Origin of the sequence: Mycobacterium sp. 1482292.6 (assembly GCF_001672995.1) — a bacterium.
In the GTDB taxonomy this organism is placed as follows: domain Bacteria; phylum Actinomycetota; class Actinomycetes; order Mycobacteriales; family Mycobacteriaceae; genus Mycobacterium; species Mycobacterium europaeum_A.
In genome coordinates, this window is record NZ_LZKV01000196.1 from 16,752 (window position 1) to 40,530 (window position 23,779).

The window sequence follows — 23,779 nt, forward strand, 5'->3', positions numbered from 1 at the left end:
CAACAGGTGCGCGGCTCGTCGCAGGAACCGGGCGAAAATCCGCAGGCGGCGGTCCGCTCGAAAACTCGTCGGCCCTCGAACGCACGTCCTATTGGTAGCGCTAAACCGTTGCGGGGCAACGCATGTGCGAGCGTCGATTCGCGGGATGAAGCCGCCGAGCCGACCCGCGTGGCATTTCTTTGTTGTGCAGGCGGGCGGCGACATCCGGCGGGCGTGAGCGCGGATCCGGTGTCGGGTCGCCGTCGGTTCGCATGTGCTCGACAGAAGAATATTGGCAATTCCCGCATATTTTCTTCACTTTGTCTTACGATGTGAACCGGTTGGTGTAAATAGGTTCGCCACAGCGCCCGAACGCTCTATCGGCTGTGGAAGGGGGCAGGGGTGCTTTTGCCTCTCGGTTCGCCGTTGCCGGATGACACGGTGTCGGCAGTTCGAGGAGAGTCCGGCATGCTCGGTGGGCTGTCGGTTCCGCTCAAGTGGGGCGTGGTCGTCCCGCCGGATGACTATGACCATTGGGCACCGAAGCCGGACGCCGAAACCCTTGAACAGCCGGCCGACGTTCCCCGCCCGACCGCCGTTGCGGACGGCGTGTGGAGCGGGTGGGAAGGCGACACCGTGTCGCGGGGATCGGGTGTGATCCCGCATTCCCCAGCAGCCGGCTGAGCCCGGCGAAACCCAAACCGCTGCGGTAGCGGCGCCAGGCGCTGCTCAGAATCGGCCGCCGCCACCCATGAAACCGCCGCCGGACGCACCGGGGCTGCCGCCGAACGAGGTCGGGCTCCAGCCGCCGAATCCGCCCCGCATGCCGCCGCTTAGCACGTTGCCGATGATGATCCCGCCGAGCATCGCACCCATGTCACTGCCGCCGCGGCCGACGTAGGCCCGCTGCGCCAGTTGCACGTCGTCGTTGGCCAGCGACTGCGCGGTGGCGGCCAGCGTCGACGCCGCGTTGGCGTGCGCGATCGCCTCGGTCGGCAGCGTCGATCGTTTGTCCTGCGCGGCCTGCAGATGCCGTCTGGCCTCGGCGAGCCGGGTGCGCGCCTCGGGGCCGATGCTGCCCCGGCGGGTGTCGACGTAGTCCGACACCGCACGCACCCGCGACTGCGCGGTGAACAGCGCCTGCTCCAACGACCGGTTCAGCCGCTCGGCCGCGGCCTGCTCCTGGGCCAGGGTGGCCAGTAGCCCGTTGAGGCCGGCGTCGGCTTTGGTCACCTGAGCGAATGCGCCCAGCGGATCGTCGGCAGCGCCGGCCCGTGCGCTGTCGACGGCCCGGAGGGCGGCATCGCGCGCCGCAACCAGATCACCGGTGTGCGCGGTCTTGACCTTCGCTGTCAGGCGCAGCAGTTCGTCCGCGCGCTCGATGTCGTGCTGGATGTCGGTCAGGGCCGACGGCAGCCCGTCGATGGCGTGCTGAATGTCGCCGGCCGCGTTGTCCACCGCGTCGAGCAACGCGCGCGCCTGGCCCAGCGCCGACTCGGCGGCGCGGACGGCGTCGACCAGACCGGCTTGCCGCCCGCTGACGGCATGGGCGGCAAGCTCACGGGCGCTGGTGATGTTGCGGTCGGCGAACGCCAGCCGCTCCTTGGCCGCGGTCACGTTGCCCGACACCGAAGTCAGTGCGGCCGCGCTGAAGTCGTTGTGCAGCGCGGCAAGTCGTTGTTCAGCCGGCGCGATGCGGGTGGTGAGTTCCACGTATTGCTGTGTCAGTGCGTCCAGCCGGGAGGGGGCGTTGATCACCAGATCCCGCAGCTTCTCGAACGCCTCGGTCTGTGACTCCAGTTCCCGGTCGGCGCGCGCCGCCGCCACGATCACCTGGGTGAGCAGTTCCCGGCGCTGCGCCGGCGTCTCTGGCGTGTCGTCGTCGAGTTGTTGGCGGATCGTAAAGGCTTGGGACAGTGCGGCTTTGGCGTTGGTCACGGCCTGGGTGAACGGCTGGGTCCGGTCGGCGCCGAACTCCGTGACCGCCAGGTCCAATTCGTTGGCGCTGGTGCGTAACGCGTTGTCGACGTCCACCACCAGTTCGCGGGACAGGTCGTCGAGTGCCTGCGGGGGCACCGCGGCCAGCGCATCGGCGTCGGTGGGGTCGACCCGACGCGCCGCCGCCAACGCCGCGGCGCGGCGGCGCCGACCGCGATAACGCATGACCAGCAACAGGACTGCCAGCGCGACCAGGATGCCCGCCAGCACGGCCAGCAGCGCCACCCGGCCCGACGAATCGGGCGAGGTGTCGAGTCCGTTGGCCGCCGCGACGGCGGCGCCGCTCCAATCGCCGTCATGCAGGGCGGGCTCGATCTTGTTGCGCCGCAACTTGTCGACCTGATTTGCGGTGACGCCCTTGACCGTGGAGGGCACCAGGAAGGCGTATTCACGGCTGTGGGTGCCGACGGCCAGCAGCGCGTCGTAGGCGCCCAGATCGCTGTTGGTCACGGTGCGCTGTGCCCACCCGGCCGCGCTCTGCCCGGAGAAGTTGTCGACGTAGACCACCCACAGCCGGATGTGGCGGTCGGTGTACAGCTTGCCGAGAGCAGAGGCGACCGCCGCGCGCCCGGAATCCGACAGGGCACCCGCGTTGTCGGTGATGTAGTCGGCCAACCGGAATGGGGGTTGCGCGCCGGCGGCCGGCGCCAGCAGCAGGCCGCCGCCGAAGCCGACCGTGAGGATCGTCGCGATCACGGCGATCAGGCGAGCGGTGCAACGCATAGGGCCAATCTAGCCCCGCGACGATGCAGGCCAGTAGGCCCGAGTCGAGCCATACTCCGGCGGGCGTTCCCTGGCAGACTGTGCGTCGGTGACCGGGAATCAGCACGACCCCTACGACGACTTCGACCGTCAGCGACGGGTGGCCGAAGCGCCCAAGACTGCGGGGCTGCCGGGCGCCGAGGGTCAACACCGCACCGACTTCGCCCGGGATCGGGCGCGGGTCCTGCACAGCGCCGCGCTGCGTCGATTGGCCGACAAGACCCAGGTGGTCGGGCCCCGAGAAGGGGACACACCGCGCACCCGGCTGACGCATTCGCTCGAGGTCGCCCAGATCGGGCGGGGGATGGCGATCGGGCTGGGCTGCGACCCCGACCTCGTCGAGCTGGCGGGACTGGCCCACGACATCGGCCACCCGCCCTACGGACACAACGGCGAACGCGCGCTCGACGAGGTCGCGACGGACTACGGCGGTTTCGAGGGCAACGCCCAGAACTTCCGGATCTTGACCAGTCTGGAGCCCAAAGTCCTTGACGAGCAAGGCAATAGCGCGGGGTTGAACCTGACCCGGGCGTCGCTGGACGCGGTGACCAAGTACCCGTGGCCCCGCGGCGAAGCGCAACGCAAGTTCGGGTTTTACGACGACGACCGCGAGCCGGCCGCCTGGGTTCGGGCGGGCGCACCGGAGGGGCGGATGTGCCTGGAAGCGCAGGTCATGGACTGGGCCGACGATGTGGCCTATTCGGTGCACGACGTCGAGGACGGTGTGGTGTCCCAGCGCATCGACCTGCGGGTGCTCGCCGACGAAGACGAGGCCGCCGCACTGGCCAAACTGGGCGAGACCGAATTTTTCCGGGTGCGCGCCGACGACTTCATGGCGGCGGCGCGACGGCTCTCCGCCCTGCCGGTGGTCGCCGCCGTCGGAAAGTACGACGCCACGCTCGCGGCTTCGGTGGCGCTCAAGCGGTTGACCAGTGAACTGGTCGGCCGGTTCGCCTCGGCCGCCATCGCCACCACTCGCGCGGCGGCCGGTCCCGGCCCGCTGGTGCGCTACCGGGCCCAGTTGCAGGTTCCCGACCTGGTGCGCGCCGAGGTGGCCCTGCTGAAAATCCTGGCGCTGCAGTTCATCATGTCCGATCCGCGTCATCAGGAAACACAAGCCGGGCAGCGTGAACGCATCCATCGGGTGGCGCACTGGCTGTATGCGGGAGCGCCCCGCACGCTGGACCCGTTCTTTGCTGCGGCCTTCAACACCGCGGCCGACGACGGCGCGCGGTGGCGCGTCATCGTCGACCAGATCGCCTCCTATACCGAGGGTCGGCTCGAACGGATCGATACCCGCCAGGCCGGTCCGTAGTCGCCGGTCGGAAGGAAGTCGTCCGGTCTGGGAATCGGCGCGGCCGCCGCGAGTTAGGCTGCCCGACATGAAGAAATTCAGCGGCTCGCCCTTTGTGGCCTCCTTGTTGATGGGGCTCCCCGTCGTCGCCATGACTGCCTGCAGTTCACCGCAGCATGCGAGCACCCAGCCGGGCACCACACCACCGGTGAAGGGTGCCGCTCCGTCGTCCGGGGAGTCGACGTCGACCCCGGCGCCCGCCGCGGGCTCGCTGCGCGCGGAACTGAAGACGCCCGATGGCCGTTCGGCGGCCACTGCGACCTTCGACTTCACCGGCGGCTACGTAACCGTGACGGTGAAAACGGAGGCGCCTGGCATCCTCACGCCCGGCATCCACGGCCTGCATGTGCACGAGATCGGCAAGTGCGAGCCGAACTCGGTGGCGCCCACCGGCGGTGCGCCCGGCAACTTCCTGTCCGCCGGCGGTCACTACCAGGCCCCCGGACACACCGGCAAGCCCGAAAGTGGCGACTTGGCGTCCCTCGAGGTCCGGCAGGACGGCTCGGCGTACCTGGTCACCACCACCGATTCGTTCAACCGGGACGACCTGCTGGCGGGCAACAAGACCGCGCTGATGCTGCACGGCGCCCAGGACACCGAGAACGCAATGGATCGGGTCGCGTGCGGCGTCATCGGTACCGGCTAGCGTGCGCCGTCGCGACTTAGACTGAGCCGATGTCAAGCCCGGCAGGTTCACGCGCGGAGGGCGACGGCCGTGCCCGGGGTCGGGGCCGGATTCCCGATCGCGACATCGCCGCCATCCGCGAGCGGGTGCGCATCGACGAGGTCATCGGCGACTACGTCCAGTTGCGCCGCGCCGGCGCCGATTCGCTCAAGGGCCTGTGTCCGTTCCACGACGAGAAGTCACCGTCGTTTCACGTCCGCCCCAACCACGGCCACTTTCACTGCTTCGGCTGTGGTGAGGGCGGCGACGTGTACGCGTTCATCCAGAAGATCGAACACGTCAGCTTCGTCGAGGCCGTCGAACTGCTCGCCGACCGGATCGGTCACACCATCAATTACTCGGGCCCGGCGACCAGCGTGCAGCGCGACCGCGGCAGTCGCAGCCGGCTCGTCGCGGCCAACGCGGCGGCGGCGGAGTTCTATGCGGCGGCGCTGGAATCCGCCGAGGCGGCACCGGCCCGGCAGTATCTGACCGAGCGGAACTTCGACGCCGACGCGGCCCGTCACTTCGGTTGCGGCTTCGCACCCTCGGGCTGGGACTCGCTGACAAAGCACTTGATACGCAAGGGATTTGAGTTCAAGGAGCTGGAGGCGGCCGGCCTGTCACGGCAGGGGCGTCGCGGACCGATGGACCGCTTCCATCGCCGGTTGCTGTGGCCCATCCGCAGTTCGGCCGGCGAGGTGATCGGCTTCGGCGCCCGGCGGCTGTTCGACGACGATCCGATGGAAGCCAAGTACATCAACACGCCCGAGACGCTGCTGTACAAGAAGTCGAACGTGATGTTCGGCATCGACTTGGCCAAACGCGACATCGCCAAGGGGCACCAGGCCGTCGTCGTCGAGGGCTATACCGACGTGATGGCGATGCATTTGGCCGGCGTCACCACCGCGGTGGCGTCGTGCGGCACCGCGTTCGGCGACGAGCATCTGTCGATGCTGCGCCGGTTGATGATGGACGACAGTTTCTTTCGCGGCGAACTGATCTACGTGTTCGACGGCGACGCGGCCGGGCGGGCCGCCGCGCTCAAGGCCTTCGGCGGCGAACAGAACCTGGCGGGCCAGTCGTTCGTGGCCGTCGCGCCTGACGGCATGGATCCCTGCGATCTGCGGCTGAAGTCCGGTGACGGCGCGCTGCGCGATCTGGTGGCCCGGCGGACCCCGCTCTTCGAGTTCGCGGTCCGTTCGGCGCTCGCCGAGATGGACCTGGACAGCGCCGAGGGCCGGGTCGCCGCACTGCGCCGCTGCGTGCCGATGGTGAGCCAGATCAAGGACCCCACGCTGCGCGACGAGTACGCCCGCCAGCTCGCCGGATGGGTCGGCTGGGACGACGTCGCGCAGGTCATCGACCGGGTGCGCAGCCAGGCCAAGACGTCCAACACCGCGGCCCGCGGTGGCTCCGGACCCAAGGCGCCCCGCCGCGCGGCGCAGCCGCCCGCCGCGGCCCAGCCGGCCGCCAGCCGTCCGGACCCCCGAGACCCCACCCTGTGGCCGCAGCGTGAGGCGCTCAAGGCGGCCCTGCAATACCCGGCGTTCGCCGGGCCGGTGTTCGACACGCTGACGGTCGAGAGCTTCACCCATCCCGGATACGCGGCCATCCGCGCGGCCATCGAGACGGCGGGGGGCACCTCGAGCGGGATCACCGGCGCGCAATGGATCGAGGCGGTGCGTGAGCAGGCTTCGTCGCCGCTGACCGCCGGCCTGGCCAGCGAGTTGGGGGTGGAGGCCATCGCGGTCGACGAGGAGAAGCTGCCGCGCTACATCGGCGGCGTGCTGGCCCGGCTGCAAGAGGTGTGGATGGGCCGGCAGATCGCCGAGGTGAAGTCGAAGCTGCAGCGGATGTCACCGATTGAGCAGGGCGACGAGTACCACGCCCTGTTCGGGGACCTGGTGGCGATGGAGTCCTACCGGCGCAGCCTGCTGGAGCAGGCTAGCGGCGACGATTAGACGGCGTCAGCACGTCGTCGGCCGAGCCCTCGGCGTCGCGTTCCATGATGGCCGTTTGGTCGTCGATCTCGGTCAGGGTGACAAAACCGGCATCGGGTGAGATCCGATTCGCGATCTTGCGCCGCCCCCCTTCGATCATCGACTTGGCCACGGGGCTGCTGGTCAGCGCGCGATAGGTGCCGACGAGCTGCTCGTATCGGCGACGCCCAGCCTTCGAACCCAGCACGTAACCCAGCCCAAGCACCACGACATACCGGATCAAAACTTTCCTCCCGACTATCGATGGCTCCATCCTGCCTCACCGGCCGGGGCGCCCGCGCGGTCGATCCCCGTCTATGGGCGGCCCGAGGGTGGTCCACGCTAGTTGGGTGCGGTCGTGCCAGTACGCTAGAGTTCGTCCCGCGATCGGGTTAGTCCCCTGTAGCTCAATTGGCAGAGCATTCGGCTGTTAACCGAAGGGTTCCTGGTTCGAGTCCAGGCGGGGGAGCACTTCTCTGAACGTCTCAGTGGCCGGCGCTCTGGCCGCCGTCGATGTGTAGCGTCTCGCCGGTCACGAACGACGCGCCCTCTAGGTAGCGAATCCCCTCGATGATGTCGGCGATGGTGCCCATCCGGCCCAGCGGATGCATGGCGGCCAGCGCGGTCGTGTCGTCGTCGGCGTGCATCGGCGTGGCGATGTTGCCGGGGGAGATGGCGTTGACGCGGATCCCGTTGCGGGCGTATTCGATGGCCAGCGATTTGGTCACCGCCGCCAGGCCACCCTTGGTGAGCGCGGTCAATCCCGCCGGCACCCCGGAGTTGGCCTGCTCGAGCAGGGAGGTGGTCATGTTGACCACGTGGCCGCCCCCGCCTTGCCTCAGCAGCTGGGCGATGACGCGCTGGGTGATGTGGAAAAAGCCGGTCAGGTTCACCCCCGTCACCAACTCGTAGTCGGCCGGCGTGTACTCGGTGAACGGCTTAGGCACGAACACGCCCGCGTTGTTGATCAGCGTGTCCACCCGGCCGAACCGGTCCAGCGCCGTCGCGACGATGCGGTCAGCGGTCGCGGGATCGGCCACGTCACCGGCGACGGCCGCCACCTCGGCGTCAGCGCCGGCGGCGATCGATCGCGAATTAGCCACCACCGCGAAGCCGAGTTCGCGGTAGGCGTCAACCAGGGCGGCACCCATGCCCTGGGAGGCGCCGGTGATGATCGCGACTTTCTGACGGGCGTGATCTGCGGTCAACGGAGGTCTCCTTGCGCGGTCTGTCGGCGAATGCGGCGATCGACGCGCCACCCCGGGTGGTACGCCGCGAATCGTGAATCTACTGTGACCCCAGACTATTAGGAGTGCTCGCCTCGATGCCGCTGCGCGTCTGGCGCACCGATGAGGTCACGCGGCTGAGCGCGCACCCCGATAACCCGGCCATCGCCTGCCCGGATCGGCACCCGTCATAGTCACGGATTAGCCTGTGGCGCACCGACTTTCGAAGCGCTCGGCGCCGGTCGCCTGCCCGGCCCGCCCCGGCGTGGGTGACAAGCCCAGGTGGTCGCGCAGCGTGTGGCCGCGGTATTCGGTGCGGAAGCTACCGCGCTCCTGCAGCAGCGGCACCACCTTGGCGACGAATTCGTCGAGGCCGTGCGGCGTCAGGTGCGGCACCAGGATGAAGCCGTCGCAGGCATCGGACTGCACGTAGCGATCGATCTCGGCGGCGACCTGCGCCGGCGTTCCGACGAATTGTTGGCGGCTGGTCACCTCGATGATCAGCTCGCGGATCGACAGGTTCTCGGCTTCCGCCCGGGCGCGCCAGGTCTGGGCGACCGTCTTGGGGTCGCCGTGCCGGACCCGCCCGCGGGTGATGTTCGGGTTCTCGACGGGATCGACGTCGGGCAGGGGCCCGTCGGGGTCGTAGGCCGACAGGTCCACGCCCCACACCTGTTCGAGGAATGCGATCGCGGTCGGGCCGCTGACCTGCTGCTCGCGGATGTGGCGGGCGTTGTCCTGCGCCTCTTCGGGGGTGTCTCCCAGCGCGAACGTCGCGCCGGGCAGGACCTTGAGCTGGTCTGGGTCGCGCCCATGGGCCGCGGCGCGGCTCTTCACGTCGCTGTAGTAGCGCTGACCCGCCTCGAGCGACCCGTGCAGCGTGAACAGGGCATCGGCGTGCCTGGCGCCGAAGTCACGGCCGTCGTCGGAGTCACCAGCCTGCAGCAGCACCGGGTGGCCCTGCGGCCCGGCCGGCAGGGAGGCCACGCCGCGGACGTCGAATTGCGGACCGTGGTGCTCGACGACGCCGATGCGCGCCGGATCGGCATAGATCCCGGCGCCGACGTCGGCGACGACGGCATCGGGCGCCCAGCTGTCCCAGAACCGCCTCGCGACGGTGATGAATTCCTCGGCCCGGTGGTAGCGGTCGGCGTGGGCCAGGAACCCGCCGCGGCGGAAGTTCTCCCCGGTGAACGCGTCGGAGGAGGTGACCATGTTCCAGGCCGACCGCCCGTCGGACAGGTGGTCCAGCGTCGCGAATTGCCTTGCCACTTCGTAGGGTTCGTTGAACGTGGTGTTGATGGTGCCGGCCAGGCCGAGCCTGTCGGTGACCGCGGCGAGCGCGGCCAGCACGGTGAAGGTGTCGGGCCGTCCGACCACGTCGAGGTCGTGGATCTTGCCGCGATGCTCACGCAGCCGCAGGCCTTCGGCCAGAAAGAAGAAGTCGAACAGCCCCCGCTCGGCGGTCTCGGCAAGGTGCACAAACGATTCGAACGCGATCTGGCTGCCCGCACTCGGATCCGACCACACCGTGGTGTTGTTCACCCCGGGGAAGTGGGCGCCCAGATGAATCTGCTTGCGGTGGCCTGCTTCTCGAACGCTCATCCGGTCAGTCCCCATCGTTTGGCGATCAGTTCATGCGAGCGCAGCCGGTCGACGTGGCGGTGGGTCACGGAGGTGATCACCAGTTCGTCGGCGCCGGTGACCCGGCCCAGCAGTTCGAGCCGGTCGGCGACCTCGTCGGGGTTGCCGACGAATTGTGTTGCGGTGCGGTCGGCCACCAGCGCCTGCTGCTCCTCGGTCAAGGGCTCGCAGAAATCGGGGTCGGGGTAGGGGATGGCGCCGTGACCGCTGCGGATGGAATACACCCACCGGCCGTAACCGGACGCGAGGTGGCGCGCGGTGGCGCTGTCCTCGGCGACCACGACGTCGGCCGACACCACCACGTAGGGCTCCGATAGCCGCGCGGACGGGCGGAAGGCGTTGCGGTAGGCGGTGATTGCATCGAGCGCCGTGCCGGGGGTGATGTGGTAACTCGCGACGAACGGAAGCCCACGGGCGCCGGCGACCTCGGCGCTTTGCCCCTTGGTGCTGCCGAAGATCCACGGCGCCAACTGACCGCGCTCGCCGGGAACGGCATGTAGGTCATGGCCATCGACGCTGTAGGTGCCCGCCAGCAGCGCTTCGATGTCGGCCAGTTGGTCGGCGAAGTCGGGAGGTTGTGCGCACGGTTGCACCAGCGCGGAGGCCTGCGCCCGGATCCGCTCGCTTTTCATCAGCGGTGTTTGGTCGAAGGGTGCGGGGATGACAAGCCCGTCGACCTCACGCCACGGCGTGGGCGCACGCTCGGAGTGGACCGGGGGCGGCGCCACGGCGGCCTCCTTGCGCCGCTGCCCGGACCGGCCCAGCCCCATGTCGATGCGGCCGGGGTAGAGCGCGTCGAGGATGCCGAAGCTTTCCACCACGGCGAGCGCCGTCGTGTGGCCGATCTGCACGGCGGCCGACCCGACGTGGATTCGCTCGGTGGCCGCGGCGATCTGGCCGATCAGCGTCACCGGCGAGGAGCTGGCGACCGCGACGAAGTGGTGCTCGGCCAGCCAGTAGCGTCGGTAGCCCCAGCGCTCGGCGTGCTGGGCCAGATCGATGGTGTTGCGCAGTGCCGTCGCGGCGTCGCTGCCGGCGCTGATGGGCGCGAGGTCGAGGATCGACAGGGGAGTGATGCTCATGACGGCGCCGTCGCGTAGCGGTTCGGTGCGGTCGCCAACCCGAGGCGGTCGCGCAGTGTCTCGCCGTCGCGGTAGCCGGTGCGAAACCGGCCGGCGCGCTGCAGGCGCGGCACCAGGTCGTCGACGATGGCGGGCAGGTCGAGGGCGTTTACCGCGGGCCGCAGCCGCACCCCATCGACACCGGCGTCCTGCCAGGCGAGCAGGAGATCCGCCAAATCAGTTGTGCTACCGACGAATACGAGTGCATCGGACGAGATGGCCGCTGCGGGCGCCAGTGGATCGTCGACCAGCGACACCACCAGGTCCGCATAGACTTTGAGCTTCCGGCCGGCGGCCCGCTGCGCGTGGCCCACATCGGCCAGGATGGCCCGCAGCGAGCCCTCGTCGTGCGGGGTGATGAAGACCAGGTCGGCGCTGGCGGCGGCGAATTCGTAGACCCGCGGTGCGTGGGCAAGTGCGGCCACCACCGGCTGGCCCTGAGGCGGGCGCGGGGTGATCGAGGGCCCTTTGACCGAGAAGCGCTCGCCGACGAAGTCGATGTAGTGCAGTTTGTCGCGGTCGATGTAGCGGCCGGTCGCCACATCGCGGATGACCGCGTCGTCCTCCCAGCTGTCCCAGAGCCGGCGCACCACCTCCACCGCGTCGGCGGCCTCGTCGAACAGGTCGTCGCCGTCGGGGGCGGCCCGCCGGCCGAACAGGGCGGCCTCGTGCGCCGTCGGGCTCACCCGCACCTGCCATCCCGCCCGGCCGTGGGAGATATGGTCAAGCGTCGCAATGGCTTTCGAGACGTGGAACGGTTCGGTATGGGTAACGGTCGCCACCGGAATCAGGCCGATGTGTCGGGTGGCCGGGGCGATGCGGGCGGCGACCAGCGTGGCATCCGCGCGTCCCGCTAGGCGCCGCGGCGAGATGTCGGCGCTGCGGCCGGGTTGCGCGTCAAGGCTGTCGTCGATGGTCAGGAAATCCAGCAGGCCGCGCTCGGCGGTGCTCGCCAGCGCTGCCCAATAGCGGCCGCTCAGTTGCCCGCCACCGGTCGCGTTGTGCGCGAACGCGTATCGCCACGCGTGGGGGTGCCAGCCGTAGCCGTCCAGTCCCACAGCCAGATGCAGCTCGGTCATGGTCGGTCCCCGGTGATCCCCGTCGGTTCGGCGTCGCGCAGCATGGTCATAACCCACTGTGCAACGCTGCCGACGGCGCTGCATTCCAAAACCGGGTTAAGTTCAGGCTGAGTAATACTTCGCCGAGTTCAGCCCGGCGGAACGCGGCGATGCGGGTTCGGTGCAGCGTGGCGAATACGGGCGATCACGGCGTCTTGCTCTGAACGCCACCGTCTTTCAGATGGAGAAGTCCTCGCCGTGCCACACGCCGGCTTCGGGCGGCCGGATGACGTGATTGCTCTGGGCACCGTCCGCGCGGGCTTCGAGTTTGGTCACCCGGGTCAGCAGCGACTGCAGGCTGACTCCGACGAGGTCGGGCATCATCGAGTCGTCCGGGCTGCCGGGACGGCTGCGGCTGATGACCTGTCCGGGCACGCCGACGACCACTGAGCTGGACGGAACCTCTTTGACCACCACGGCGTTGGCGCCGATACGGCTGTCGTCGCCGATCTTGATGGCGCCCAGGACCTTCGCCCCGGCGCCGATGGTGACCCGATCACCGATGGTGGGATGACGTTTGCCGGTGTCCCTGCCGCTGCCACCGAGGGTGACTCCGTGATAGATGGTCACGTCCTCGCCCACCTCGGCCGTCTCGCCGATTACCACCCCGGTGGCGTGGTCGATGAAGAGACCGGGGCCGAGCACCGCGCCGGGGTGGATCTCGACGCCGGTGAGGATGCGGGTGATCTCGCCGAACGTTCGCGCGGCCACCTTTGCGCCGCGGTTCCACAGCCAATGGCTGACGCGGTGACCCCAGATGGCGTGCACGCCCGGGTAGGCGAAGATCACCTGCAGCGTGGTCGGGACGGCCGGATCGCGTTCCCTGGCCGCTCGGATGTCACGACGGATGGCTTCGAGCATGACTAATCGGCCAGGTCGGAGAACAGCGGCGTGCTCAGGTACCGCTCGCCGAAGTCGGGCAGCACCACGACGACGAGCTTCCCGGCGTTCTCGGGCCGGCGGGCCACCTGCAGGGCGGCTACCACCGCCGCCCCCGAGGAGATGCCCACCAACAGGCCCTCCTCGGCGGCCAGCCGCCGGGCCAGGGTGATGGATTCCTCGTTGCCGACCGCGATGACCTCGTCGACCAGATCCAGCGCGAGCACGGGCGGGACGAACCCGGCGCCCAAGCCCTGGATCGGGTGCGGCCCTTTCTGTCCGCCGGACAGCACCGGCGACGCGGCCGGTTCGACGGCGATGAACTGCGCCGAGGGCTTGCGCTCCTTGATCACCTGGGCCACACCGGTGATGGTGCCGCCGGTGCCCACCCCGGCGACGAAGATGTCGACCTTGCCGTCAGTGTCGCGCCACACCTCTTCCGCGGTGGTCTTGCGGTGGATCGCGGGGTTGGCCTTGTTCTCGAACTGCTGTGGCACGAAATAGCGTTGGTCGCTTTTGGCAAGCTCCTCGGCCTTGGCGATGGCGCCCGGCATGCCCTCGGATCCAGGGGTCAACACGATCTCGGCTCCCAAGGCGCGCAACAACATTCGCCGCTCGACGCTCATGGTCTCCGGCATGGTCAGCACGCAACGGTAGCCGCGGGCCGCGGCCACCAGCGCCAGGGCGATGCCGGTGTTGCCGCTCGTGGGCTCGAGAATGATGGTGTCCGGTTTGATCAGGCCCGCCTGCTCGGCCGCGTCGATCATCGCGACCCCGATGCGGTCCTTGACACTGTTTCCCGGGTTGAAGAATTCCAGCTTGGCGACGACGTCGGCGACCGCACCCTCGGTGACCCGGTTCAGCCGGACCAGCGGGGTGTTACCGATCAATTCCGTGACGTTCTCCGCGATGCTCATCTATCTTTTGTCTCCAACGACGTAGGACCAGGCCTCATCCGCCTGCCAGCTAATATCGAACTCTATGTTCATCTCGGTGGGGATGGCTAGCGCTACAGGGGTAAAGCGTTGCGACGCTTCGTCCAGCGCCACCCCGGTGAGCACGCGTCCATGCAGATCGCCAACCGTTTTCGCGGTGAGCGTTATTCCCGAGGTGCCCGGCGCCTGGCGTATGTAGAAATCCGTGCCGGGTTGGATCGTGTCGCCGAATGCGAAGCCGTCGGCGTCCAGCAGCTCGTGACCGCCGGTGGCGCTGAGTATCAGCGGGATTCGCACCTGGAACGGCCCGACGAGGCCCGAATCCGCGGCGGCGTGCTGGTCGACCAGCAGGGCTTCGTCGGCGGCCTGGTGAGCGAACTTTCGCGCCTGCGCAAGCAGATAGTTGTACAGGTGCACCACCTTGTCGGCGTTGCGATAGTGGCGCGCACCGGTGAGCCGGAAGCTGACGTGCTCGATGCGGGGGACATCGGCATCGGATTGTGCGACCAGCCGGTAGTAGCGGTACCCGCGCCCGCCGCGGCCATGGCTGCTCGACGACAGTGTGCTGCCCTCGCCCAACGTGCGCTGGTGGCGGCCCCGGCCGGGGCGCACGGCCAGTTCGGATCCCGAAACGTCTTGCCAGTCAAGGCCATTGGCCGATTTCTGCAGCCGTACCGTGAGGTGCCCGTTGGAGGCGACCCACACCGAGTAGCCGCCGAGCTGAGGCGCGCCGTCGAATTCGAAGGTGATCACCGGCCCCGGTGAGCGGTGAACGGCGACGGGCACGTTGAGCGGGCGGGTGTCCAGCGCCAGGCCGTTGGTGAAAAACCAGATCGCGGCCTGGGTCGCGGCGATCGCCTCGTGCTCGTTGATGTTGGCCGGTCCGAGCGGATAACCCGCGTCACGCACCTGGCGGCTCAGTTCGGCGACGGAGCGCATCGGAAAGGAGTTCCGCAGGATCCAGCCGACCGTGGCTTCGTGGCTGGATGCGCGCAGATGGGGCAGGGCAGCCCAGGTGTCGACGCGGTAGCGCGACGGGTGCTGCGGCGCGACGCCGGTGAAATCCAGCGAGTAGGCGTGCACGTTCGGGTTGAGCCTGATCAGGTCGGTGCGCGCCCAGCTGCCGTCGGTGAACACGACCCGGTCGACGGTGTGGGAATAGGTGCCACCCCGGTAACGGGTCATGCGGTTGAGCGCGGTGGCCGGTCGGACCACCGAACGCCGGCGGGTCGCCACCGGCGCCAGGGCACGGTTGGGCTCGGACAATATGGTCATGGGTTGCTGGTCTTCCTGAAAGGCTTTGGTTGGCCCACGCCTTCACGCCACCGGGCAGACCCGGCGGTACCGCCCGGAAATGGGCTAGCGCGGGGATTTCTACAGCGTCAGAGGGCTCAGGAAATCAACAGCAACAACAGCAACAACAGTCCACGCCGACGCAGCGCGACGGGACAAAGCACGACTGTGCGGGGTGTTGCATATCCCCACTATAGGGCATCGGCACTTCTCGATCCGTTTCGCTCAGCCGGGCTCAAAACCTTCTGGCCTGCCCCTACACTTGCCTAGGCTCGGCGCGCGGACCCGCTTCTGTTGGGGGACGATAGATCCGCCCGATCCCGGCCGCAGTTCACGCATGAAAGGATCACGATGACGTCGGCTCAAAACGAGTCTCAGACACTTGGCGACCTCGCTGCCCGGCAACTAGCCAACGCGACGAAGACTGTCCCCCAGCTTTCGACCATCACGCCGCGCTGGCTGCTGCACCTGCTCGGCTGGGTCCCGGTGGAGGCCGGCATCTACCGGGTGAACCGGGTGGTCAACCCCGAGCAGGTCGCGATTAAGGCCGAGGCGGGCGCCGGCACCGACGAACCGCTGCCGGAGACCTATGTCGACTACGAGACCAGCCCGCGCGAATACACGCTGCGCAGCATCTCGACGCTGGTCGACATTCACACCCGGGTGTCCGACTTGTACTCGAGCCCGCACGACCAGATCGCTCAGCAGCTGCGGCTGACGATCGAGACGATCAAGGAACGTCAAGAGTTCGAACTGATCAACAGCCCCGAGTACGGGTTGCTCGCGCAGGCCACGCCGGAGCAGACCATCCAGACGCTCGCCGGTGCCCCCGCGCCCGACGACCTCGACGCGCTGATCACCAAGGTGTGGAAGACGCCCAGCTTCTTCCTCACCCATCCGCTGGGTATCGCCGCATTCGGCCGTGAAGCCACCTACCGGGGCGTCCCGCCGCCAGTGGTCAGCCTGTTCGGTGCGCAGTTCATCACCTGGCGCGGCATTCCGCTGATTCCGTCGGACAAGGTCCCGGTGGAGGACGGCAAGACCAAGTTCATCCTGGTGCGCACCGGTGAGGAGCGGCAGGGCGTGGTCGGCCTGTTCCAGCCCGGCCTGGTCGGGGAGCAGGCGCCGGGTCTGTCGGTGCGGTTCACCGGCATCAACCAGTCGGCGATCGCGACTTACCTGGTCACCCTGTACACGTCCCTGGCTGTTTTGACCGACGACGCACTCGCCGTGCTCGACGACGTCGCCGTGGACCAGTTCCATGAGTACAAGTGAGTACCGAGCGGTAGACGCCGAAAGCGACCTGCCTATCAGCGCTGCGGAGCTTGCCGCGCTGGCCAGCCAGTTGTATGCGGCCAGCATCCGGCCGGGCCTGGACAGTCCACCGCAGTCGGCCCCGGTCGCGCCGCGTGGCAACGTGCCGGACGCGACGGCGGCGACGTCGGCAGGGCAGGCGGCGGCCGGCACGGCCGACGTCTACCCCGGACCGGTCCCGTTGGTCGGTGGCCACGACGTCTACGTTCTGGCTCCCACCTCCAGCGCACCGGAAGCCCCGCCGCAGACGGTGCCGGTGGCCCCGCGCGGCAGCGCCCCGGATGCCACGGCGGCGACCTCGGCCGGCCAGGCGGGCGCCGGGGCGGCCGACGTGTACCCGTCGCCGGTGCCGCAGCTGAATTTCTCCGACATCTATCTACCGGCGCCGACGTCGGCCGAACCCGACGTCCCGCCGCAGACGGCGCCGGTGGCCCCACGCGGGGGAGCGCCCGACACGACGACGCTGGCCGCCGTCCCGTGGTTCGGCGGTGAACCGGGTGCGTTCGCGGTGCCCGGCGGCATCGTGCCCACGGTGCCCGGTGTGTTGGCCGGAACGACACCGACCGTGCCCGCCGGCTCGCGCGGTTCGGCGCCGTCGTGGCTGCCCGAGGCGCCGGCCGTCACCGACCTGGGCTGGTCCGACGCGCCCGCGTCGGCACCGAACGCACCGGCCGGTGACGACGGGGACTACCACTTCCTGACCAAAGCCGCTCCCGTGCCGCGGCTTTCGGACGAGCACGAGATATTCGACGTCAACGCGGTCCGGGCGGACTTCCCGATCCTCAAGGAGATCGTCAACGGCAAGCCGCTCATCTGGTTCGACAACGCGGCGACCACCCAGAAGCCGCAGGTCGTGATCGATCGGTTGGCGCACTTCTACGCCCACGAGAACTCGAATATTCACCGCGCCGCGCACGAATTGGCGGCCCGGGCCACCGACGCCTACGAGGAGGCCCGCGACACGGTAGCCGATTTCATCGGCGCGCCGAGCTCCGAGAACATCGTGTTCGTCCGCGGTACCACCGAGGCGATCAACCTGGTGGCGCACGCATGGGGTGGCAAGCATCTGCAGCCCGGCGACGAGATCGTCATCACCCACCTGGAGCACCACGCGAATATCGTTCCCTGGCAGCTGATTTCGCAAAAAACCGGCGCGATCCTGAAGGTGGCCCCGATCGACGATGCGGGCAACCTGCTGCTGAGCGAGTTCGAGGAGCTACTGGGTCCGCGGACCAAGCTGGTCGCCGCGAGCCAGGTGTCCAACGCGTTGGGCACCGTGGTACCGGTGGACAAGATCGTCGAGCTCGGCCACCGCTACGGCGCCAGGGTGCTGATCGATGGGGCTCAGTCGATTCAGCACATACCGATCGACGTCGCCGAACTCGGTGCGGACTTTTTCGTGTTCTCCGGACACAAGATCTACGGCCCCACCGGAATCGGTGCGCTCTACGGCACCGAGGAGGCGCTGACCGAGACACCGCCGTGGCAGGGCGGCGGTCACATGATCGCCGACGTCACGCTGGACCGGTCGCTGTACCAGGGACCGCCGACCAAGTTCGAGGCCGGCACCGGCAACATCGCCGACGCGGTCGGGCTGACGGAGGCGCTGCGCTATGTGCAACGGTTGGGCGTCGAGCGGATCGCCGCCTACGAGCACGCCTTGCTCGAGTACGCGACGCCGCGGCTGGCCGACATCCCGGGCGTGCGCCTGGTGGGTACCGCGCAGGAGAAGGCCAGCGTGCTGTCCTTCGTGCTGGCCGGCCACGAGCCGCTCGAGGTGGGCAAGGCGCTCAACGCCGAGGGCATCGCGGTGCGCGCGGGCCATCACTGCGCACAGCCCGCCCTGCGGCGGCTGGGTCTGGAGGCCACGGTCCGTCCGTCGTTCGCGTTCTACAACACCTTCGACGAGATCGACGTGTTCCTCAAGGCGGTGCGCCGGATCGCCGAGGGCGGTACCAACGTCGGCTGAGCGGCCGGCGTGCCGAGCGCCCGGCCGGCCGGGCGTGGGGATTCGAGCGCCCGCCCAGCCGGGCGCGTAGCGCGATGCGGTTCAGGCGCTGAACCGTTAAGTTCCCGCACCCCAACCGAATACGCGCGACGTCAGCAGCACGATGCCGAGCGAGACGGTGGCGACGACGGTCAGCCCGATGACCGCGACGACCAACGGCCGCCACCCGGTGCGCGCGATCTGACGGATGTCGGTGTTGAGTCCCACGCCGGCAAAGGTCAGCAGGAAGGCCCATTTCGACACGTTGGCGAGGTTGGCGGTCTGGCCCTTGGTCAGCCACCCCGCCGTGGCGATCGCCGAGACCACCAGGAAGCCGAGCACAAACTTCGGGAACTTGCCCCAGATGAACGCGGTCTTGGCCTTGGCGCCCCGGGCGATCTCGTCGGCTTCCCCTCGCGCGGCCCAAAACAGCGCGAAGCCCAGCACGACGAAGCCGATCAGCGCGTTACGGGTCGACTTCACCAGCACCGCGATCTTGCCGGCGTGGTCGGAGTACAGATATCCCGTGGCGGTGGTTTCGGCGGTGTTGTCCACGGAAAGCCCGGCCCACAAACCGAATTCGTGGTCGGTGAGACCGATCGCGTGCCCCAACGGCGGCAACACGAACAGCGACACCGCGCCCAGCGCCAGGATCGCCGCGATCGCGTAGCTGACATCGGAGTTGCGGGCCCGGATCGCCCCCTTGGCCGCCACGATGGCCGACACCCCGCAGATGGACGTGCCGATCGCCAACAGCGAGCCGAGCTTGCCCGACAACCCGAACGCGCGGGCCACCACGATGATGATCGTCCCGGCAATGGTCATGTCCACCAGGATCTGCACCAGGCTGATGCCGCCGAGTTTGGCGATGTCGCCCAGCACGAACCGCGAGCCGAGCGCCACGATCCCGGCCTTGAGCCAGAATTCGTAGGTCAGCACGCCGGGGCGGAATATCGGGTGCAGGCCGATGGTATTGGTGACCAAGAGCCCAATCACGATCGCCCACAACACATATTCGATGTCGGGCACGGTCCAGTGCTGGTGCTTGGCCAGTGCGTTCCACCAGATCTGGGCGTACTTGCCCAGCACCCCGACGCCGATCAGCAGCAGGATGCCCGGCACATAGTCCAGGGGACGGGTGCTGGTGAAGGTGACCTCGTCCGACGTTTCGTCGGGTGCCGTGCGGACGGTGCTCACGCCGGTCACCAGGGGATCCTCGGAAGCACGTTGGCCACGGCCAACGCGACGATCACGCCCGCCACCGCGGTCGCCCACCAGTCCACCGACACCGAACCGAGCCGGGCCGCCCAGTCCGGCCCCTGCGGAGCGTCGGGGTCCTTTCCGTTAGTTGGCACGCCTTCACCCACGATGACCGCTCCTCAAGCGCTTATGGCGGCGTCTCCCAGCCGCATCCGTTTGACCGGAATGGTGGCGTCCGGGCACGCTACATCCAAGTGATTGGCTCGGGCTGAATTTAGCTCGGCCGGCCGATCAGGTTGGCAGGCCGTGCTTCTCGGCATCGGCCCGATAGCGGTCCACCCACTCGTCGGAGCGCTGGTCGGCCTGACGCTCCAGCACCGGCTCGGGCGCCAGCTGTGGATCCAGGCCCAACGCCTCCAGGATGGACCCCACCATCTGAGTCAGGTTGCGCCACAACACCGGATACGAGATGTCCATGGGTTCGATGTTTTCTTCGGCGAACCAGTTCCGCCAACCCTCTTCTTGCGCGCGCAGCATGGTGACGACGTGGGCGATGGCCCCGGCGTGATAGGTGGCGCGCGCATCCCGGACCGGGTCGGGCCGGCCGCGCCAGACCCGGGTCTGCACCGCCCGCCAGAACGACACCGCTTGGGAGATCACATCGGGCCGGTAGACGTGAATCAACAGCGGCTGCTCGCCCACCACATCCGTGATCGCCGCCAGCAGGCCGTCCCCGCTGCGGTCCGGCAGGTTCTTCGCACGGTCGAGTAGCAGTGGCGTCTGGTTCCACATCAGCTTGCCGCCCCACACCCCGTTCGGGGTCCGCCCGACCGTGCGGATGTAGGCCCGCCAGATCTCGGGCGGCGCCAGGTCGGGCGTCCCGACGTCCAGCGGGTCGAGCAGGCTCAGGATCGACTCGTCCTCCACGCCGGCGAACCATTCCCGGGGCTGCGGGGACTGGCTGGTGGACGGCAGATACTGGAAGAACTCCTGCGGCTCGCCGGCGACGCCGGTGGCGCGCAGCGACTCGACCAGCAGCGTGCTGCCGCTGCGCTGCGACGCCAGCACCAGATATGACGACGGGCTATTGGTCACCGGCAGAGTGTATCCAGAACGCTCGAATCTTATCCGGGCTAGCGCGCTTAGGGTCAGGCTGAAGGAAACCATTGTGTTCAAGCGGTCTTGCCCGAACTGTGGCATTCGGCGACGACAGCCGAACGGGACGGTGGCCGTGGATGCTCATCTGGTTTCGGAGCGGACGGAAAGCCGCACCCGCGGCGCAGGCCGTGCTGCGTTGAGAAGCGCTGCGTTGCAAGCTGATTCGGCCTGCCACCCCGGTTTTCCCGTGCGCCGGACCCTTCGTCTGCGTGCGCCACCGGTCGCTACTCGGTCCGTCTGCCGGCCGCTGCTGCGGGGGCCGCTGCGTCGGGCCGGTTCCGACTAATCACGCAGGCCAGCGGCCGGATAGAACATCGGCGCAGGCCTGGCGGCGCCACCCAATATTTCTTCTTCTTGATTGCAAACCTGACGCCGGGCATCGTTTTGCCCGTACATTCCCTCATCTAGTGCGCTCAAGCAGACGCGGCGCAGGTAAACAGTGCTGTTTGCGTTAGGGCCAGCGAATTACCAACGTATAAACGCTGTTACGAAAATGGGGGTCGGGTTGAGTCAAAGACCTCCGTTGGGCTGGACGAGCAGCGTGAACGCGGCGGTCCTTGCGCGGCCCATGACCGCGCTGGGCCAATTCTTTCTGCTCAGCGCCGAGGCATTGGTGGCGGCGGTGCGCGGCCCATGGGCGTGGCGCGAAGTGCTCGAGCAGATTTGGTTTGTCGCCCGCGTTTCCATTTTTCCGACGATTATGTTGTCGATCCCGTACACGGTGCTCATCGTGTTCGTCCTCAACATCCTGTTGGTCGAGATCGGCGCGGGCGATCTGTCGGGTGCCGGCGCCGGGTTGGCGTCGGTGACTCAGGTGGGACCGGTCGTCACGGCGATGGTCGTCTCGGGTGCCGGGTCGACGGCCATGTGCGCGGATCTCGGCGCGCGCACCATCCGCGAGGAGATCGACGCGATGAAGGTGATCGGCGTCAATCCGATTCAGGCACTGGTGGTTCCGCGCATCATCGCGGCGACGTTCGTCGCGGTTCTGCTGTACTCGGTGGTGGCGGTCACCGGGCTGACCGGCAGCTACATCTTCGTGGTCTTCGTCCAGCACGTCACGCCCGGCGCGTTCGTCGCGGGGATGACCCTGGTCACCGGGCTGCCGCAGGTGGTGATCTCGCTGATCAAGGCGACGCTGTTCGGGCTGTCCGCCGGCCTGATCGCCTGCTACAAGGGCCTGTCGGTGGGCGGTGGCCCGACCGGCGTCGGCAACGCGGTGAACGAAACCGTGGTCTTCTCGTTCATGGCCTTGTTCTTCATCAACATCCTGACCACCGCGCTCGGTGTGAAGGTGACGGCCAAATGACCGACGCCGCGCGCGAGCCCTCGTGGTTCGTCAATCTTGGCCCCCGCCTCGCGGATTCCACGCGGAAGCTGGGCGAACAGACCGCCTTCTACGGGCAATCCCTGACCGCCACCGTCGATGCGGTACGGCGCTACCCGAACGAACTGCTGCGCCTGATCGCCGAGATGGGCATGGGCACAGGGGCATTGGCCGTCATCGGGGGCACGGTCGGCATCATCGGGTTTCTCACGCTGACCACCGGCGCCCTCGTGGCGGTACAGGGTTACGACACGCTGTCCAACATCGGCGTCGAAGCGCTGACCGGCTTCCTCTCGGCGTTCCTGAACGTGCGGATGATCGCGCCCTGCACCGCCGGTCTGGCACTGGCCGCCACGATCGGTGCGGGGGCGACCGCGCAGCTGGGCGCGATGCGCATCAACGAGGAGATCGACGCGCTGGAAGTCATGGGCATCCGCGCGGTCACCTATTTGGCGTCCACCCGGATCATCGCCGGCATCCTGGTCGTCATCCCGCTCTATGCCGTCGCCGTGCTGATGTCGTTCGTCGCGGCGAAGTTCCTCACGATCTACGTGTACGGGCAGTCACGAGGCGTCTACGAGCACTACTTCGCCACCTTTTTGCGCCCCACCGATCTGTTCTGGTCGTTTTTGGCGGCGCTGACCATGGCGGCCGGGGTGATGGTCGTGCACACGTATTACGGCTTCACCGCGACGGGCGGTCCGGCGGGCGTCGGGGAAGCGGTCGGTCGGTCGGTGCGGTCGTCGATGATCGTCACGGCCTTCGTGTGCCTGATGATCTCGCTGTCCGTCTATGGGCAGTCCGGCAACTTCAACCTGTCGGGATGACCGGATGAGCACTCACAAAGCCGACGGGGCGTTCCAGCGAAACAGGACCCGCCACAGCAAGATTGACCCGATCTGGTGGGCACCCACCTTGTTCATCCTGATCGGTGGCCTGATCGCGATGACCGCGGCCTCGTTCTCGGGCAAATTCCAGGCCTTTGTCCCGCTCACGCTGGTGTCCGACCGCGCCGGCCTGGTGATGGAAGACGGCGCCAAGGTCAAGCTGCGCGGCGTCCAGGTGGGTCAGGTCGCGTCGATCGGCACCGACGTGAAGACCGCTCGGCTGCAGCTGAAGATCCAACCGGACGCCTTCAAGTATCTGCCGAGCAACCTCGAGGCCGAGATCAAATCCACCACGGCGTTCGGCTCGAAATACGTCGATCTGATCGTTCCCGACCATCCCAGCCCGGCATCGTTGAAACCCGGCGCGCTGTTGCGCTCGCGCAACGTCACCGTGGAAGTGAACACCGTCTTCGAGAACCTGCAGTCGGTGGTCCAGGCGCTCGACCCGGCAAAGCTGAACGCGATCCTCTCGGCCTTCGCGCAATCCGTGCGCGGCAAGGGCGACCGGCTCGGACAAGCGATCACCGACGCCAACAACGTGCTACTCACCGTCAACCCGCGCATGGACACCATCGGAAAGGACTGGCGGCTGTTCGGCAAGACCACCGCCATCTACTCCGATGCGGCGCAGAACATCTTGTCCATCCTGGACTCGGCGACGACGACGAGCGCGACCATCACGGACGACCAGCGCTCGCTGGATTCGTTGTTGCTGTCGGCGATCGGCTTCAGCCAGACCGGCATCAACGTGATCGGCCGCAACGAGTCGAACATCGTGCGGTCCATGAACCTGCTCGATCCGACCATGGCCCTGCTGGAGAAATACTCGCCGACCTATACGTGCCTGTTCCAGGGTGCGCAGTGGTACGTCGACCATGGTGGCCGAGACGCGTTGGGCGGCAATGGTTATTCGGTGATCCTCGACGCGGCGCTGCTGTTCGGCGACGACCC

Annotated in this window: 20 protein-coding genes, 1 tRNA gene and 1 pseudogene; 10 read left to right on the forward strand and 12 right to left on the reverse strand. The window is 68.0% G+C overall.

Annotation, left to right across the window (positions count from 1 at the left end; all coding sequences use genetic code 11):
- Window positions 1–381: 381 nt before the first annotated feature.
- Window positions 382–535 (forward strand): annotated as a pseudogene (locus tag A5624_RS29145) (hypothetical protein); the annotation flags it as partial.
- 173 nt (window positions 536–708) lie between these two features.
- On the opposite strand, the gene A5624_RS19490 reads toward A5624_RS29145, so the two are convergent.
- Entirely contained in the window at window positions 709–2,700 is a 1,992-nt protein-coding gene (locus A5624_RS19490) for a TPM domain-containing protein (RefSeq protein WP_066869601.1), read from the reverse strand.
- Window positions 2,701–2,788: 88 nt separating this feature from the next.
- On the opposite strand from A5624_RS19490, the gene A5624_RS19495 reads away from it, so the two are divergent.
- The 3 genes from A5624_RS19495 to dnaG all read left to right on the forward strand — a co-directional run bounded on the left by A5624_RS19495 (window position 2,789) and on the right by dnaG (window position 6,721).
- Complete coding sequence (locus tag A5624_RS19495; RefSeq protein WP_066869604.1) at window positions 2,789–4,054, forward strand: deoxyguanosinetriphosphate triphosphohydrolase; 1,266 nt, start codon at window positions 2,789–2,791, stop codon at window positions 4,052–4,054.
- Between the two features lie 67 nt (window positions 4,055–4,121).
- Complete coding sequence (locus tag A5624_RS19500) at window positions 4,122–4,739, forward strand: superoxide dismutase family protein (RefSeq protein ID WP_066869607.1); 618 nt, start codon at window positions 4,122–4,124, stop codon at window positions 4,737–4,739.
- Between the two features lie 29 nt (window positions 4,740–4,768).
- A complete protein-coding gene (gene dnaG / locus A5624_RS19505) occupies window positions 4,769–6,721 on the forward strand; it encodes a DNA primase (RefSeq protein WP_066869609.1) in 1,953 nt (650 codons plus the stop codon).
- On the opposite strand, the gene A5624_RS19510 is transcribed toward dnaG, so the two are convergent.
- A complete protein-coding gene (locus tag A5624_RS19510) occupies window positions 6,705–6,983 on the reverse strand; it encodes a hypothetical protein (protein ID WP_066869612.1) in 279 nt (92 codons plus the stop codon). The genes dnaG and A5624_RS19510 overlap by 17 nt on opposite strands.
- 152 nt (window positions 6,984–7,135) lie before the next feature.
- Here A5624_RS19510 and A5624_RS19515 point away from each other — a divergent pair.
- Window positions 7,136–7,208 (forward strand) — tRNA-Asn (locus tag A5624_RS19515).
- A 16-nt stretch (window positions 7,209–7,224) separates the two neighbouring features.
- On the opposite strand, the gene A5624_RS19520 is transcribed toward A5624_RS19515, so the two are convergent.
- From A5624_RS19520 to A5624_RS19550, 7 genes are all read right to left on the reverse strand, one after another.
- Window positions 7,225–7,947 (reverse strand): SDR family NAD(P)-dependent oxidoreductase, encoded by a 723-nt coding sequence (locus tag A5624_RS19520; RefSeq protein ID WP_255362081.1) that lies wholly within the window; start codon window positions 7,945–7,947, stop codon window positions 7,225–7,227.
- A gap of 219 nt (window positions 7,948–8,166) precedes the next feature.
- Entirely contained in the window at window positions 8,167–9,570 is a 1,404-nt protein-coding gene (locus A5624_RS19525) for an NtaA/DmoA family FMN-dependent monooxygenase (protein ID WP_066869615.1), read from the reverse strand.
- The gene (locus tag A5624_RS19530; protein ID WP_066869619.1) at window positions 9,567–10,691 is read right to left on the reverse strand and encodes an LLM class flavin-dependent oxidoreductase; all 1,125 of its coding nucleotides are present in this window, start codon (window positions 10,689–10,691) and stop codon (window positions 9,567–9,569) included. Before A5624_RS19530 ends, A5624_RS19525 begins: the two co-directional genes overlap by 4 nt.
- A complete protein-coding gene (locus A5624_RS19535) occupies window positions 10,688–11,809 on the reverse strand; it encodes an LLM class flavin-dependent oxidoreductase (protein WP_066869622.1) in 1,122 nt (373 codons plus the stop codon). The genes A5624_RS19530 and A5624_RS19535 overlap by 4 nt, the downstream gene beginning before the upstream one ends.
- 216 nt (window positions 11,810–12,025) lie before the next feature.
- Window positions 12,026–12,709 carry a serine O-acetyltransferase gene (gene cysE, locus A5624_RS19540; protein WP_066869625.1) on the reverse strand — a complete coding sequence of 228 codons (684 nt, stop codon included), beginning with the start codon at window positions 12,707–12,709 and terminating at the stop codon, window positions 12,026–12,028.
- A gap of 2 nt (window positions 12,710–12,711) precedes the next feature.
- A complete protein-coding gene (gene cysK / locus A5624_RS19545) occupies window positions 12,712–13,644 on the reverse strand; it encodes a cysteine synthase A (RefSeq protein WP_066869628.1) in 933 nt (310 codons plus the stop codon).
- Entirely contained in the window at window positions 13,645–14,937 is a 1,293-nt protein-coding gene (locus A5624_RS19550; RefSeq protein WP_066869631.1) for a thioester domain-containing protein, read from the reverse strand.
- A 369-nt stretch (window positions 14,938–15,306) separates the two neighbouring features.
- On the opposite strand from A5624_RS19550, the gene A5624_RS19555 reads away from it, so the two are divergent.
- Both A5624_RS19555 and A5624_RS19560 read left to right on the forward strand, forming a co-directional pair.
- On the forward strand, window positions 15,307–16,230 hold the full coding sequence (locus tag A5624_RS19555; RefSeq protein ID WP_065026699.1) for a family 2A encapsulin nanocompartment shell protein: 924 nt from the start codon (window positions 15,307–15,309) through the stop codon (window positions 16,228–16,230).
- Entirely contained in the window at window positions 16,217–18,238 is a 2,022-nt protein-coding gene (locus A5624_RS19560) for a family 2A encapsulin nanocompartment cargo protein cysteine desulfurase (protein ID WP_066869634.1), read from the forward strand. Before A5624_RS19555 ends, A5624_RS19560 begins: the two co-directional genes overlap by 14 nt.
- A 96-nt stretch (window positions 18,239–18,334) precedes the next feature.
- On the opposite strand, the gene A5624_RS19565 is transcribed toward A5624_RS19560, so the two are convergent.
- From A5624_RS19565 to A5624_RS19570, 3 genes are all read right to left on the reverse strand, one after another.
- A complete protein-coding gene (locus A5624_RS19565; protein ID WP_066869661.1) occupies window positions 18,335–19,465 on the reverse strand; it encodes a YeiH family protein in 1,131 nt (376 codons plus the stop codon).
- Window positions 19,459–19,611 carry a hypothetical protein gene (locus A5624_RS28690; protein ID WP_165827908.1) on the reverse strand — a complete coding sequence of 51 codons (153 nt, stop codon included), beginning with the start codon at window positions 19,609–19,611 and terminating at the stop codon, window positions 19,459–19,461. Before A5624_RS28690 ends, A5624_RS19565 begins: the two co-directional genes overlap by 7 nt.
- Before the next feature lie 136 nt (window positions 19,612–19,747).
- Window positions 19,748–20,551 carry a Stf0 sulfotransferase family protein gene (locus A5624_RS19570; protein WP_066869637.1) on the reverse strand — a complete coding sequence of 268 codons (804 nt, stop codon included), beginning with the start codon at window positions 20,549–20,551 and terminating at the stop codon, window positions 19,748–19,750.
- A gap of 604 nt (window positions 20,552–21,155) precedes the next feature.
- Between A5624_RS19570 and A5624_RS19575 the strand changes: the two genes are divergently transcribed.
- From A5624_RS19575 to A5624_RS19585, 3 genes are all read left to right on the forward strand, one after another.
- A complete protein-coding gene (locus A5624_RS19575) occupies window positions 21,156–21,923 on the forward strand; it encodes an ABC transporter permease (protein WP_066869640.1) in 768 nt (255 codons plus the stop codon).
- On the forward strand, window positions 21,920–22,768 hold the full coding sequence (locus A5624_RS19580; protein ID WP_066869643.1) for an ABC transporter permease: 849 nt from the start codon (window positions 21,920–21,922) through the stop codon (window positions 22,766–22,768). Before A5624_RS19575 ends, A5624_RS19580 begins: the two co-directional genes overlap by 4 nt.
- Window positions 22,769–22,772: 4 nt before the next feature.
- The coding region (locus A5624_RS19585; protein ID WP_066869646.1) for an MCE family protein at window positions 22,773–23,779 on the forward strand (1,007 nt) is incomplete at its 3' end.